Below are 15,824 nucleotides of genomic sequence, written 5' to 3' on the forward strand. Positions count from 1 at the left end.
TAGAAAAAGCCGCTTCCCGGACTGAGAAGCGGCTTTTTCTATTGTGATCGAACAGCTTAGTTGAGCAGCTCGTCGAACGTCAGGCTCAGGTAATAGGTCGATCCTACGTAGGGGTTACCATAAGCCTGGAAGTACGGCTTGCCGAACAGGTTGGTAGCGCCCAGTTTCACAATCGACTTGATCCGCTGCACTTTGTAGTTCACCTGCGCGTCGAGGTTGCTGATGGCCGGCACGATGGTGTTGGTATAGAGCGGGATACCGGTTTCAGATGGCTGCGCAAAGCCTTCCCAGGTAAACGAATCCTGGTGCTTGAACGCTACGGCAAAGCCGATGTTCGAGCCACCGACCGGGCGTTTGTTGAAGCCAACGTTCCAGCGATATTTTGGCGTATTGAACGCGGCCGTCTGCAACTCGGGCGAGGGCGTAAAGTTATTGAGCGTGTTGTTCGCGATGTTACCCGTCAGGCCGTAGCCTTTCGGCAGGGAGTAGTTCAGCCCAATAGCCCATCCAGACGCGGTGATATTTTCGCTGCTGTTGGCTGGTAACGAAAATACCCGGCGGGTATCCCCACTAAATACCCCCGACGCTTCCGGCAGCAGACCCGGCGCAATAGAACGCGTCGGTTGCAGCAAAATCACACTACCAATGAAGTTGGTGTATACGCTGTAGTAGTAGTAAGCATCGACAAACAGCCGTTTGTTGAATACGCCCCGGTAGCCAATTTCGTAGTTCGCTACGCGCTCGGGCTTGAACTCTTTACGCTGGTAGGGCTTGAGGTTTCCGATGTTGGCATTGACGGCCAGCCCCTGGACAACCGTAGTCCGGTTGGCGGAAAGAGCAGCCGGTAGAGCAGCCTGTACCTGCTGCTGGATAACGGTTGCGGCTGCACTGGCCGGAATCTGACCAGCGGCCACGGCTGCCTGTACGCCGGCCGTTACCTGAGCCGTTACCTGCTGGGTAATCAGCGCATCAGCTTGCGCTATAGTTGCCTGACTGGCAGCCGTAGCCTGAATAGCGGCTCCTACCGCCGTTACGTCGGGCCGGGTATACGAGTTCTGGAGGTTGTAGCGCGTATAGAACTCAGGCAGACCGCCAATCAGACGGGCGTTGGGCACCAGCAGATCGATGTACTGGTTCTGGGTGGTGGGAATCCGGAAACCGGTCTGGTACGACACCCGGAAGTTATGCTCCCCGAACGTAGCCACGGCCGATACGCGGGGCGTAAACTGGCCAGCAAAGTTCTGGTTCTTGTCGTAACGCATCGATCCGGTCAGTTTCAGGTGCTCGCTGAACAGCGATTTGCTGACCTGCGCAAACCCGCCAAACTCCGTAATACCGATCCGGCCCGTACGGCCTTCTACGTTGTCGGCAAACAGGGTTCCTTCCGACCCCAGCTCATACTGCCGCAGGTTACCCCCAATCAGCACATCGGCAAATTTGATCTGGTTCTTGAAGTTGTATAAGCCTTCCACGTGGTACAGGTTCGACTTATCCTGAAAAGCACCACCGCCCTGGTTGATGGGCGTGTTGCGAACCCGCTCGTAAAGGGTGTTGTAGGCATCGGTGCCCGGTATGGGCCGCCCTTGATCAGCCACGCCCCGCGCCGTCAGGTGAGCCGCGTCGTCGGCCTGACCCGCCGAACGAGCCTGCACGTATGCGCCAACGTACTGGCCAAACCAGGTTGAGCTTGGCTTCCAGGCTTCGTTGAGGAAGATACTGGCCAGTCCGGCCGTATAGGACTTACCCGACCGCTCCTGCGTGGTATAGGCCCGCAGGGTAAAGTTGTCGCCCCGTAGTTCGAGTTTACCCTGCGCCAGGCTGAAATCACGCAGCGAATACCGGCCGTTACCCGTGTAGACCGTTGTGCCGAAGCCGTAGTTCACCTGCCCGATCAGCTCTATTTTATCGGTAAGGCGGTAATGAACAGCGCCGTTCACTTTCAGACTTTTGGTGTTATAGTCGACCAAATTCACCTCCGGATAACCCGTACGGCTCACGTTCCGGTCGGGCAGCAGACCGAGGGCAGCCGCTGGCAATAGCCGCGCCGTGATCAGCGCCTGTCCTACCGAACGCAGGTTGGCCTGGGCTTCGTCGCCGTAGGTGTTTGTACCGTCGTAGTTGATGGCCGTTCCGGGGCCCCGGTTCGGGTCGGCATTGCCTTCTACTCCGTTGAGCGGGTTCAGGTTGGTGTAGTTGTTGGCCTGCCAGTCCTGCGCTTTCAGGTAGGCCAGGTTTACCTTGAACGCCAGCTTGTTGTTAAACGCTTTGGCGTAGCGGATCGACGCGTCGTAGAAGCCGGTGTTCTGCGTGGTGCGGTTCGAGGCACTCATGATTCCGGTTTTCACGTTAGCGCTCAGGCCCTGGTACAGGAACGGACTTTTGCTGTTCAGCAGAATCAGCCCCTGAATGGCGTTTGGCCCGTAGAGCGCCGATGCCGCACCCGGCAAAATCTCGACACTCTCGATATCCTGCTCCGGAATACCGGCAATATTGTCGACCGGGAAGTTCAGACCGGGGGCCGAGTTATCCATTCCGTCAATCATCTGCACCGTACGCGGGTTACCCGTTGCCCCAAAACCGCGCATGTTGATTGACTTGAACAACAGTCCCTGGGTTGCGATATCGACACCTTTCACGTTAGACAGACCGTCGTAGAAGTTTGCCGAGGGGGTGCTCTGAATAGCCCGCAGATCCATTTTCTCGACCGATACCGGCGATTTCAACACGCTCTCCTCAACCCGCGATGCCGATACAACGACCTCCTGGCCCAACAGCACCTGTTCTTTAAGCAGGATGTTCAGGGTGGTCCGGCTCTCATTGATCGTGAATTCCTGCGACTGAAATCCAACCCCGGTGACCTGAATGACAAACGGACGTTCGGTGTTGGTGGTCAGCGAGAAGTTTCCTTTTGTATCGGTAATCGTTCCGATCACCTTTCCTTTAACGGCAATGCTGATACCAGCAAGCGGTTCTTTCTGGGCATCATCTGTTATTTTACCAGTGATCGTGCCTTGCGCCAAGGCGGCAATACTGGCTGAACAGACTACCCAAAGCACAAATAATGAGTGGGCAATAAATTTGCTCATAGGACTTATAAAATAGACGTGGGTTATGAGATAACTGGCTCGTTTGTGCGGATAAAATTAAACATTAGCCTGAGTTTAGTACTAATTTTTCTTGCCATTTATAAATTTTTTCCCCGGTTTTTACCGGTTTGTCGTCATTTATCGGATTTAATTCACTAATTTGTCTATTAAGGGTTACATATTTTTGGAGTCAAACTGTTTATGGTTTTTGGCGCGCAGTAACTTAATAATAAATCTGTAGTGTATCTGGCCAATAGAGCGACCAGACCTTTAACCGTGTTTTTTCAAGTGGTTACCCCGCCCCAGCCGGTACTGATCTGTCCTATGTTTCACCATCACCCGCCCGCTTACTCTGTTATCTATACGTGGTAAACGTCCTGGTGTATACGCGTTGAAATGATCCGGTGATCTTTGTTGTGTCTATACAGTCGTCACCCCTCACCGGGATCCGTGCGGTCAGCGTCCACGCCATGGTCCATACCGTAGTCCGTATGCCCACCGGGACGCGTAGTTGGCCCACTTGGCGACAGCGATAAACCAGCCGGAAAACGTAACAGCCCGGCGGTCCGGGTTTGGCCGCCTGTGGTTTAGCCGCGTTCTTTCGGCCGGAAAAGTATAATACCCAACCGGTTGCCTTTTCGAATCAGGATTTTTTCTCCCAGCCAATTGCTATGATAAACGAATCGAACCAGGACCGGCGTGGTTTCCTGAAAACATCGGGGCTACTGACAGGTGGAGCCCTGTTAAGCAGCCTTCCTTTTGGTGCTACGGCAGGCCCGGGCTACCATTTTTCAGTAAACGATACCATCAAGATCGCCCTGATCGGTTGCGGGGGTCGTGGTACCGGTGCGGCTCAACAGGCCCTGAGCACTAAACAGAACGTAAAAATTGTGGCCATGGCCGACGCCTATCGTGATCGGATCGACGATGCGTATAAGTCGCTTATGGAGCGGGGTGCCAAAGCCGCCGATGGCTCTCCCAAGGTAGAGGTACCCGAAGATCATAAGTTTGTCGGCTTCGATGCCTACAAGCAGGCGATCGCGCTGGCCGACGTGGTTATTCTGGCAACGCCACCGGGTTTCCGGCCCAGTCATTTCGAAGAAGCCGTTCGGCAGGGCAAGCACATATTCATGGAGAAGCCCGTGGCAACCGATGCGCCCGGCGTTCGGAAAGTGCTGGCCGCAGCAGAAGAGGCCAAAAAGAAAAAACTAAACGTTGTGGTTGGCCTACAGCGCCACTACCAGCCTGTTTACCGTGAAATGATCAAACGCATCCACGACGGAGCGCTGGGCGACATTGTTGGTGGGCAGGTATATTGGGTGAGCGGGGGCGTCTGGCAGAAGCCGCGTAAGCCCAACCAGACCGAAATGGACTACCAGATGCGGAACTGGTATTACTTCAACTGGCTCTGTGGCGACCATATCAACGAGCAGCACATTCATAACATCGACGTAGCGAACTGGGTCAAGCAAGGCTATCCGGTGTCGTGTCAGGGAACAGGCGGTCGGCAGGTTCGAAACGGGAAGGACTACGGCGAAATCTTCGACCACCACATCGTCGACTTCACCTATGCCGACGGTACGACCATCAACAGCCAGTGCCGCCACTACGAGGGCACCTACAGCATCGTTGACGAGAAATTCCTGGGTACCAAAGGTAAGATCGACACGTTTGGGCAGAAAAGCGCACTGCTGCTCTATAAAGGAGCCCCCCTCTACGTCCACAACAGCAAAGCCGACGGCAACCCCTACCAGATTGAGCACGACGAACTGTTCGATGCCATTGCTAAGGGACAATACAAATTTGCCGATGCCGAGAACGGCGCTAAAAGTACGATGACGGCTATCATGGGTCGCATGGCTACCTATTCGGGCAAGGTCGTGAAGTGGGACGAAGCGCTGAACTCGCAGATCGACCTCTTCCCGGCTACGCTTGCCTGGGACGCCATGCCGAAGAGCCTGCCCGACAAAGATGGGGTCTATCCCATTGCCGTACCGGGTAAGACGATTGCGGTATAGGCTGATGGCCGAAAAACAGAAACGCCCGCTGCTGAATTACTTCGGCAGCGGGCGTTTTCGCAGGTATATACTTTATTCGCCGATCAGAACCTTCTGGCTGAACTGCTGCCGGAAAGCCGGGCGGTTTACGGTCACAATAAAAAAGGCGTCTTCGGTAGTCGGCGCGTTGATTTCGCGGCCGGCCAGCGTCTCTACTTTTTCATCGAACGACTGGAAAGGCTTACCCGAGCGGCTGGTCATCTCAACCCGAACTACTTCGTCGCGCGGAAAGCCCTTCAGGTACAACCGGAACTTGCCAATGGTGCTTGGGTTCGGATAGGCCACCACCCGGATCGACTTACCGGCCTCGTCGGCATCCAGTGCCAATCCTTCTGTTGTATTCTTTACCAGCAACGGGGCCAGCTGGCTGTTGACCCGCAGGTAGTCATTACCCCGGTGATCGGCCATATAGCTCCGAAAATCGCCCCCCTTCATACCGGCCGCAGCCGACGTTGGGTCCATGGCATTATCGAACAACCGGACATTATCCACATAGCCACTCTTCAGCATAAAGTCGAACAGCACGAACTCCTGATCAGCCACCAGGTCAACCTTTCCGCCCCCGCTGGTGAGCCCGTGAAAGTCGTATCCGGTTGCTGCTGCCGGGCTGTACACCATCGAGTTATCTCGCCAGTCACCGGCATTGGAGCTAAGTACCGACAGTGGTTCATTAGCAACCTCGCTGGGAAGAACTACCGATACCTGCGAGGGGCCCCAGGTGAAATTCTTCGCCGAAAAATCTGATTTGCCAATTACTTCGTAGCGATTCGATTCGGTATTGAATGCCAGTCGCAACTGCACCTGCTGGGCCAGGGCAGGCACCATTGCCCCCATCAGCCCAATACCCGTTATCAAAGAATATACTGTCTTCATATTTTTTGGGAGCTAGTTTATCGTACACGACTTACAATCAGCGGCACGCATACAGCCGTAGGGCAACCACAAATCGTCAGCGACAATGCGGGCGACTTGGCCAGACAGCTGGCGGTTACCTGACTGATTGTATTGGTCCCGTTAGCGACCAGATTGGCAATGCTGTTATCATCGGTATACGTCAGTGCGTAAGCCATATAAGTACCAGCGGTCAGGTCTGCGGTGCTGAACGAAGGCGCGCTGGACACTTTGACCAGTTTTCCGGTGGCATCGGTCAGTACATAACTGGTCCTGGTGCCAGGGCCGGTGCTGCCTCCGGCGGCCCGCAGCGTGATGGTTTGTCCAATCTGGTAGTCGCAGGTCACCGGAGCCTGCACACAGGCTTTGAACACCAACGCGTTTGACCAGTCCATACACGAAGCTGACACATCACTCAGCAAGTTACCTACCTGTAGGTTACTGACAGCGCCTTCGTAGGTTAGGGCCAGCGCCATGTAGGTAGCGGTTCCGCTCAGGCCTGTAAAGCTGGCGGTTGGGTTGATCTGTAGAATAACACCGGAGTTATCAGCCAGTACATAGCGTGTGCTGACCGCGCTGCCGCTGCTCCCCCCCGTGCTGGCCAGCGTTACCGTAGAGGTGGTATAGTCGCAACCGGGCAGATCTATGGGACAGCCATAGTCATTTACCTCTGTGTTAGCGGGCGTGCCCGGGCATAAATCGATGGCATCGTCTACCCCATCCGCGTCTGAATCAGCGACCCACTCAACAGTCACAGACTTGCTATGTGCTGGTAAGCTGGAGGCCACCACGCGCTGCCCTAACGGCAGGACCAGAAGGCTTATCAGCCAGATATATAGTCGTTTCCTGCACATGAATTTATTTGCTTAGGGTAGGTGCTGTCAGATTACAATTGGTACAGAGTGTACCTGTATTGGCATAATTCTCGAAATACAGGTTGTTCTCACCCAGAATGTCGTTAGCCGAATACATCGTGTTGGTGAAATCGCCCCCCCGCATACCCGGCTCACTTGAATCAGGATCACTACCATTGATATACAGGCGTAGACCCGGTAAACACACACCGCCGGGCAGTGTAAAATGGAACAGCAGCGTTTCAACACCCGATGTCAGATCTACCTTATCTCCTACTGAGCCTACACCGTGAAAGTCGGAGCCCTCCACTTCGTAGACCCGCGAGTTATCAGACCAGCTTCCACCGGATACACTGGTAATCGTAAAGGCTGCATTCGTCAAGGATGACGGCGTAACCACCGATACCTGAGAACTGCCCCAGTTAAACTGACTCTGGGTAAAGTCGGGACGGGCGTACACTTCGTAGCGGGCCTGCGGGATGTTGTACCGCAGCGTGTAGTCAACCGTCTGGGCCATTCCGGCCAGTGCTGAGCCCAGCAGACAGACAAGGAGGAGAACTTTTTTCATGATAAAAACAACAAATTGAGAGGTAAAGGGAGCGTAGTGTTCAGCTACGCTCCCGGTTATTATGGTTACGGAATCTGCTCCAGCATGAAGTCGAAGTTGTACAACCCTGCGCTGTTCATCTGGGCCGGACTCTGGGTCTGGTAATTGGTGATCACGTTGGTAAGGATCAGTGAGGTATCATTGCTGGTACCCTGGTATTTCACCTTACCGTCCATGTTCACATCGCCGAAGTAGTACCCAAACGCGTTGTCGTAGTTGTACAGCGGGTCGGTTGATGGCGACTGTGCCGCAACAACCTCGGCGAAGATGGTAATCAGGTCGTTACCAACACCCTGATATTTCACCTTACCGTTGTGGTTGGCGTCACCAGCCCACATAGCCTGCTTACCACTTAATGTTGTTTGCTCCCACCCTTCGTAGTTGAACGCACCTACTGTTTTGTTCCACAACTCAGGTCCAGTCTTCGTTGTAAAATCAACAATTGTGCCAGTAGAAGAAAGTGGTATAGCCGTAGCCGTCATGACACCCAGGTGGTTGCGATGTTTCACGCTCACGTAGAAGCTGCTACCGGTCAGTCCGGTGAAGCTGAGGGGCGATACACCATCGCTGGCGAGTACCACATCACCATCGCGTTGTACCAATGCCGAACGGGTAGCGACCACGGCCGACATGTTGCTTGGGTTGCGAAGTTCGACGAATACCCAGTCTACAACGGCATCCGTAGAACCGACGTTCTGCGCCGTTACGCTGGCTGGCATCGTTTCGCCACCACCACCGTTGACGTGCGTAAAGCGTCCGTCCGTGATAGCCGTATACGGCTCGCGGGTCGGCAGGAAGCCGCGGCTCCGCAGATCATCGCGCATCAGACCACCGGTACCGCCCACCAGTGCTCCCTGCAGCAGCACTTTCAGCTTCAGGACAACGACAGGTGTAGCGGGTGCCTGTACGAGAACACTGACGGTAGCCACATCACACTTGCCCGCGCTGTTGCAGACCGAGTAGGTGAAGCTGGCTGGACCCGTGTAGCCCGCAGCCGGCGTGTAGGTGTAGCTGCCCGTCGGACTCATCACCACCGTTCCGCTGCTGGGCTGACCGCTGCTGTAAGTCAGCGGCAGACCCTGCGGATCCGAGTCGTTGGCAGCCACCGTGCCCGTCTTCGACGCGTCTTTGGCCGTCACCAGCGCATCGTCTACCGCGACCGGCGCCAGCGTGGTGTTGATCGGGGCCGTCGGCTGCACCGTCACCGTTACCAGCGCCGTGGCGCACGAAGGCTGGTTGCTGCCCTTGTCACAGACCGAATACGGAATCGTCACCACCCCCGTGAAGCCCACCGGCGGGGTGTACACCAGCTGACCGTTCACTACGCTGGCCGTGCCGGTGGTCGGCTGCGACAGGATCGTCGGGGGGTTGAGCTGGCCGTTGAGACTGGTTGCCGAATCCGGGTCGGTGTCGTTGGCCACGACGTTCACCGTCACGCTGCTGCCGGCCGTGGTCTGGGTCGCGTCGTTGTTGGCAATGGGCTTGTTGTTCACGCCCGGGGCCGGATTAGGATCGGCCACCACGTTGATCGTCACACAGGTGCTGGCGCTCAGGCCGGCCGTGTTGGTAGCCGCGTAGCAGAAGCTGGTCGTGCCGGTGAAGCCCGTGGGGGGCGTGTAGGTATAGGTACCGTCCGGATTGAGCACGACCGTCCCGCTGGTGGGCTGGCTGAGCAGGCTCACCGTCATGGGCTGCCCCTGGGGGTCTCGGTCGTTGGTCAGCACGTTACCCGACACGGGGGTACCCGGCTTGGTGTTGGCGATATCCGGCGTCACGATCGGGGCCTGGCAGTTAGCGATCAGCACAATCGGGCCTGCATACACACCTGACTTACACACGCCCTGCGTAATGAAGAAGTTGGTATAGGTTCCCGGTGCCAGTCCTGTTATGCTCAGCACACCACTGGCGTTGCTGGTTGCCACCATTGCCTTCGATATGCCATTAAACAGATACTGGAATACAAAGGTCTGGTTCGGTGCCACATTGCTCAGAAGCAAACGGCCGTCATTACCCGTGCAGCTGGCGTTTACACCTGTCAGCGTTGCCTGTGTTGGTGTTGGCAGAGCCGGATCGCTCAGATTGAACGGTCCAGCCAGCGGTGTCGATGCGCAACCCAGACTGCTGGTCAGTACAAAGTTGCTGTAATTACCAGACGTCAGACCCGTCAGCGAGGCCACCCCGGCACCATTAGCCGTCAGCGTTACCGTTTGGGCTGCCGCGCCATTTTTCTGGTAACTGAGAGTGTACGTTGCATTCGCCACCAGACCGGTCAGGCTGAAGCTACCGGTAGCCGTTCCACAACTGGTCGGATTAGCCGGAATCAGCATATTCGATGTCAGGTTGGGCGCGGCCGGATCGGTCAGCACAACCGCCGACAGGCTCTGTGCCGATGTACAGTTGTTCACAGCCAGGCTGCTGATCTGATAGCTACCCTGTCCGAGGCCAGTCAGTGAGGCAACCCCACTGACGTTGCTGGTCAGCACGACCGTTTGGGCCGTTCCGCCATTTTTGCTGTATACCACCGTATAACTGGTCGAAGAAGTCAGGCCACTGATAGCGATGCTACCGGTACTGGTTCCGCAACTGGTTGGGTTGGTAGCTGCGATCTGGCCTGGCAGCAGCACAGGAGCAGTCGGATCATTCAGCACTATCGTTGTCGAGGCTGGCGATGACTGGCAACCCGATACAACACGGTATGTAAATCCACTGTATGAGCCCGCCGACAACCCGCTCAGGCTGATCTGACCACCTGAGTTAGCCTGAGCTGCCACGTCCGGCATAGCCACCCCGTTTCTGCTGTAGCTGATCGTATAACTCTGACCGGCTGTGAGGCCATTGATCAGGATGCTACCGGTCGATGTTCCGCAAGCCGTTGGGTTTGTTTTGCTAAGCTGACCGCCTACCAGAGCCGGTAAGGCAGGACCGTTTCCGACCGTCACCGAACCGTTGTAAACGCCCGATGAGCAGGCACCTGACTGGTACGCGAACTGGCTATAAACTCCTTTGCCCAGATTCGGAATTTTCAGGGTTCCGTTGGCGTCGCTGGTTCCGCTGAAGCTCTGTGCTACACCATCTTTCAGGTAATTGATAACCACACTGGTGCTTAACGGCAGGCTGGTCATCAGAATATAACCATCCGAACCACCGCAGGTTGTGGGATCAAATGCGTTCACATCCGTAAATGTTGGCGTTGGCAGCACACAGCTTGTCTGCTGTACGAGAACACTGACGGTAGCCACATCACACTTGCCCGCGCTGTTGCAGACCGAGTAGGTGAAGCTGGCTGGACCCGTGTAGCCCGCAGCCGGCGTGTAGGTGTAGCTGCCCGTCGGGCTCATCACCACCGTTCCGCTGCTGGGCTGACCGCTGCTGTAAGTCAGCGGCAGACCCTGCGGATCCGAGTCGTTGGCAGCCACCGTGCCCGTCTTCGACGCGTCTTTGGCCGTCACCAGCGCATCGTCTACCGCGACCGGCGCCAGCGTGGTGTTGATCGGGGCCGTCGGCTGCACCGTCACCGTTACCAGCGCCGTGGCGCACGAAGGCTGGTTGCTGCCCTTGTCACAGACCGAATACGGAATCGTCACCACCCCCGTGAAGCCCACCGGCGGGGTGTACACCAGCTGACCGTTCACTACGCTGGCCGTGCCGGTGGTCGGCTGCGACAGGATCGTCGGGGGGTTGAGCTGGCCGTTGAGACTGGTTGCCGAATCCGGGTCGGTGTCGTTGGCCACGACGTTCACCGTCACGCTGCTGCCGGCCGTGGTCTGGGTCGCGTCGTTGTTGGCAATGGGCTTGTTGTTCACGCCCGGGGCCGGATTAGGATCGGCCACCACGTTGATCGTCACACAGGTGCTGGCGCTCAGGCCGGCCGTGTTGGTAGCCGCGTAGCAGAAGCTGGTCGTGCCGGTGAAGCCCGTGGGGGGTGTGTAGGTATAGGTACCGTCCGGATTGAGCACGACCGTCCCGCTGGTGGGCTGGCTGAGCAGGCTCACCGTCATGGGCTGCCCCTGGGGGTCTCGGTCGTTGGTCAGCACGTTACCCGACACGGGGGTACCCGGCTTGGTGTTGGCGATATCCGGCGTCACGATCGGGGCCTGGCAGTTAGCGATCAGGACGGTCATGTAGGCCGTCGCCGTCGTGCACAATACCGGCGAGCCGTTGTCGCACACCTGATAAGTAAAGTTGTCCGTACCTACATAACCCGGTGCCGGGGTGTAGGTGTAGCTGCCGTTGGCGTTGAAGACCACCGTGCCGTTGGTCGGGTTGGTCAGCTTAGTGAAGCTCAGTGTCTGACCTGCATTCGGATCAGAGTCGTTGCTGGCCACCGTACCCGTAGCCGACGTGCCTTTGGTGGTCAGCAGTTGATCATCGATCGCTACCGGGGCCACGTTGGTCACACCTGACGGTGGGGTTGGGTCTACCGTTACCGTCACCAGAGCCGTCGTGCACAACACTGGCGAGCCGTTGTCACACACGCTGTAGGGGAAGCTCACCACGCCCGTGAAGCCCACCGGCGGGGTGTAGACCACCTGCCCGTTGACGATGCTGGCCGTGCCCGTGGCTGGCTGGCTCACCGTCAGACTCGTCAGCGCGTGGCCGTCAGGGTCACGGTCGTTACCCAGTACATTCACCGTCGTCGAGGTACCCGCCGTCGTCCGGGTGGCATCGTTGAGGGCAATCGGGGCGTTGTTGGTCACCGAGTTAGGCTGAGTCACTGGCGTCAGCGTCAGCGTGCTGGTTGTACAGGCCGGTGGCGTGGCTGCGTCACAGACCTGGATCGGCACGGTCACCGGTGCCGTCTGGCTGGCCGGAGCCGTGTAGGTATAGCTGCCGTTGGGACTCAGCGTCAAGCCGGCCGGTGGGGTGCCAATCACCGAGGCTGTCAGCGGGGTGCCCTCAGGGTCTTTGTCGTTGGTCAGCACGTTACCCGCTGTCGGCTTACCCGGAATGAACGTATTCACGTCGGGCGTCACAACGGGGGCCTGGTTGACCACATCGTTCACTGTCATGTAGGCCGTGGCCGTCGTACACAACACCGGCGAACCGTTGTCACATACACTGTAGGTGAAGTTGTCGGTGCCTACATAACCCGGTGCCGGGGTGTAGGTGTAGCTGCCGTTGGCGTTGAAGACCACCGTACCGTTGGCCGGGTTGGTCAGCTTGGTGAAGCTCAGCGTCTGGCCCGCGTTGGGATCAGAATCGTTGCTAGCCACCGTACCCGTAGCCGACGTGCCTTTGGTGGTCAGCAGCTGATCATCGATCGCTACCGGGGCTACGTTGGTCAGACTCGAAGGCTGAGTTGGATCAACACTCACCGTTACCAGAGCCGTGGTGCACAACACCGGCGAGCCGTTGTCACACACGCTGTAGGGGAAGCTCACCACACCTGTGAAGCCCACTGGTGGCGTGTAGACCACCTGCCCGTTGACCACACTGGCCGTGCCCGTGGCGGGCTGGCTCACCGTCAGACTCGTCAGCGCGTTGCCGTCGGGGTCCCGGTCGTTGCCCAACACGTTCACCGTCGTTGACGTGCCCGCCGTGGTCCGGGTGGCATCGTTGAGGGCAATCGGGGCGTTGTTGGTCACCGAGTTAGGCTGAGTCACTGGCGTCAGCGTCAGCGTGCTGGTTGTACAGGCCGGTGGCGTGGCTGCGTCACAGACCTGGATCGGCACGGTCACCGGAGCCGTCTGGCTGGCCGGAGCCGTGTAGGTGTAGGAACCGTCGGGGCTCAGCGTGAAACCAGCCGGTGGGGTACCAATGGTGCTGGCTGTCAGCTTGGTACCTTCAGGGTCTTTGTCGTTGGTCAGCACGTTGCCCGCCGTCGGCTTGCCCGGAATGAACGTGTTCACGTCGGGCGTCACAACGGGGGCCTGGTTGACCACATCGTTCACTGTCATGTAGGCCGTGGCCGTCGTACACAACACCGGCGAACCGTTGTCACATACACTGTAGGTGAAGTTGTCGGTGCCTACATAACCCGGTGCCGGGGTGTAGGTGTAGCTGCCGTTGGCGTTGAAGACCACCGTACCGTTGGCCGGGTTGGTCAGCTTGGTGAAGCTCAGCGTCTGACCTGCATTCGGATCAGAGTCGTTGCTGGCCACCGTACCCGTAGCCGACGTGCCTTTGGTGGTCAGCAGTTGATCATCGATCGCTACCGGGGCCACGTTGGTCACACCTGACGGTGGGGTTGGGTCTACCGTTACCGTCACCAGAGCCGTCGTGCACAACACTGGCGAGCCGTTGTCACACACGCTGTAGGGGAAGCTCACCACACCCGTGAAGCCCACCGGTGGCGTATAGACCACCTGCCCGTTCACTACACTGGCCGTACCCGTAGCGGGCTGGCTCACCGTCAGACTCGTCAGCGCGTTGCCGTCGGGGTCCCGGTCGTTGCCCAGCACGTTTACCGTGGTCGACGTGCCCGCCGTCGTCCGGGTGGCATCGTTGAGGGCAATCGGGGCGTTGTTGGTCACCGAATTAGGCTGAGTCACTGGCGTCAGCGTCAGCGTACTGGTTGTACAGGCCGGTGGCGTGGCTGCGTCGCAGACCTGAATCGGTACGGTTACCGGCGCCGTCTGGCTGGCCGGAGCCGTGTAGGTATAGCTGCCGTCGGGGCTCAGGGTGAAGCCAGCCGGTGGCGTACCGATGGTGCTGGCCGTCAGAGGAGTGCCTTCAGGGTCTTTGTCGTTGGTCAGCACGTTACCCGCCGTCGGCTTGCCCGGAATGAACGTGTTTACGTCGGGATTGACGATCGGGGCCTGGTTGGTTGGCTGCTGAACCAGTACAGAAACGGTTGCCTTATCACAAAGCCCGGCGGTATTGCAGGCGAGATAAGTAAAGCTGTCAGCACCTGTATAACCAGGGGCCGGTGTATAAGTATAGCTTCCGTTTGCGCTCATCACCACCGTACCGTTTGTCGGTTGTCCGGTGGTGTAGGTCAGCGCAAGTGGAGGGCTGTTGGGATCACTGTCGTTGGTAGCAACCGTACCCGTTTTGGCGGTATTGACCTGCGTCAGCAGCGCATCATCCACCGCTACCGGTGCCAGGGTTGTATTGGCAGGCGGGGTGGGCAGTACGTTCACCGTCACTAAGGCCGTCGCACAAAGCGGTGTAGAAGCTTTATCGCACACCTGGTACGGAAACGTGACGACACCGGTAAAGTTGGCCGGGGGCGTGTATGTAATGGTACCGTCGGCGTTGGGTACGGCGGTTCCTTGCGAGGGCTGACTAAGGATAGTTGGCAGATTCAGTTGCCCGTTTACCGTTGTCGCGCTGTTGGGGTCTGTGTCGTTGGCCAGAACGGCAATAACAACCGGCTTGCCAGCGGTTGTCTGAGTAGCATCGTTGTTAGCAATGGGCGAATCGTTGCCGTTTGGTGATGGCGATGGATTTACGTTGATAGTCACGCAGGACGACCCACTGGTGCCCGCCGTACTGGTAGCGGTGTAGCAAAACGTGACCACGCCTGTGAATCCAGCCGGGGGCGTATAGGTATAACTTCCATTGGGCGAAATAACGGCAGTACCCACGCTGGGTGGTGTTGTCAAAGACGCGGTCAATGTGCCACTATTCGGATCGGTATCGTTGGTTAACACATTACCCGATACCGGCGTATTGGCATTTGTATTGGCAATATCGGGGCGTACTACCAACGGAATCGGACTACAATTGGCGGGTGCTCCGGTGTTGCTGATATACTGCTCAAGCGGGTTCTGATTACCACCCGAAGGTTGCCCCGAAGCAGAGTAGAAACTGTTGGGTACGTTAAAGGAAAATGCGTCCAGAGCGGCCTGAATGAATGGATCGCCAGGCGGTAACGGTTGAATTGGTCCGAAACAGCCATTGCCGGTAAACGTAAACAGCGCTACGGGTGTACCGGCCACAAATGCCCCTAAATTCGATTCAGTAGGTGATTTACCAATCACGTAGTATGCATAATTGGGATCGAGCACCGCTGGAGCATAATCCTGAGTAAACACAGAGCCATTGGTAGCCGTCAGCGATAAACCCTGGCCTAGCTTGGCCGGACTTTTCTCCCAGCTCTGGGCACCGCTCGCATCGGTTATGTTACTTATCGTGAACCCTATGGGCACTTTCAGGGTAAACTGAGCCGTTGACACCAGCTCATTGGCCCCTCCGTTATTCCCGTTAGGGGTCGAATAATCGGGTACTGCCCAGGCAGTGTAACGCTGAGTTGTCGAGTTATAAGTTACCCGAAACTTCACCGTGTTTGTAGACTGCTGGGCCTGTAGCCAGTGGCTAGCCAGTATCAGCATCAGTGAAAAGACCCACGTGAGATAACGACTCATATTGTATTTATTTTTCATTT

General features: G+C 57.2%; 6 protein-coding genes. 1 reads left to right on the top strand and 5 read right to left on the bottom strand.

What is annotated here, in order from left to right; translation table 11 throughout:
• Window positions 1-56: 56 nt before the first annotated feature.
• Window positions 57-3,086 (bottom strand): carboxypeptidase-like regulatory domain-containing protein, encoded by a 3,030-nt coding sequence (locus B1C80_RS03170; RefSeq protein ID WP_077919581.1) that lies wholly within the window; start codon window positions 3,084-3,086, stop codon window positions 57-59.
• Between the two features lie 671 nt (window positions 3,087-3,757).
• Here B1C80_RS03170 and B1C80_RS03175 point away from each other — a divergent pair.
• Window positions 3,758-5,104, top strand: coding sequence for a Gfo/Idh/MocA family protein (locus B1C80_RS03175; protein WP_077919627.1), 1,347 nt, complete (start codon window positions 3,758-3,760; stop codon window positions 5,102-5,104).
• Between the two features lie 72 nt (window positions 5,105-5,176).
• Here B1C80_RS03175 and B1C80_RS03180 read toward each other — a convergent pair whose 3' ends face one another.
• The 4 genes from B1C80_RS03180 to B1C80_RS03195 all read right to left on the bottom strand — a co-directional run bounded on the left by B1C80_RS03180 (window position 5,177) and on the right by B1C80_RS03195 (window position 15,804).
• Window positions 5,177-6,016, bottom strand: coding sequence for a hypothetical protein (locus tag B1C80_RS03180; protein WP_129603200.1), 840 nt, complete (start codon window positions 6,014-6,016; stop codon window positions 5,177-5,179).
• A gap of 17 nt (window positions 6,017-6,033) precedes the next feature.
• On the bottom strand, window positions 6,034-6,789 hold the full coding sequence (locus B1C80_RS03185) for a hypothetical protein (protein WP_077919583.1): 756 nt from the start codon (window positions 6,787-6,789) through the stop codon (window positions 6,034-6,036).
• Window positions 6,790-6,892: 103 nt separating this feature from the next.
• Window positions 6,893-7,456, bottom strand: coding sequence for a hypothetical protein (locus tag B1C80_RS03190; protein WP_236648582.1), 564 nt, complete (start codon window positions 7,454-7,456; stop codon window positions 6,893-6,895).
• A gap of 65 nt (window positions 7,457-7,521) precedes the next feature.
• On the bottom strand, window positions 7,522-15,804 hold the full coding sequence (locus tag B1C80_RS03195) for an Ig-like domain-containing protein (protein WP_161492705.1): 8,283 nt from the start codon (window positions 15,802-15,804) through the stop codon (window positions 7,522-7,524).
• Window positions 15,805-15,824: the final 20 nt, after the last annotated feature.

Origin of the sequence: Spirosoma sp. 209 (assembly GCF_002006735.1) — a bacterium.
GTDB lineage: Bacteria > Bacteroidota > Bacteroidia > Cytophagales > Spirosomataceae > Spirosoma > Spirosoma sordidisoli.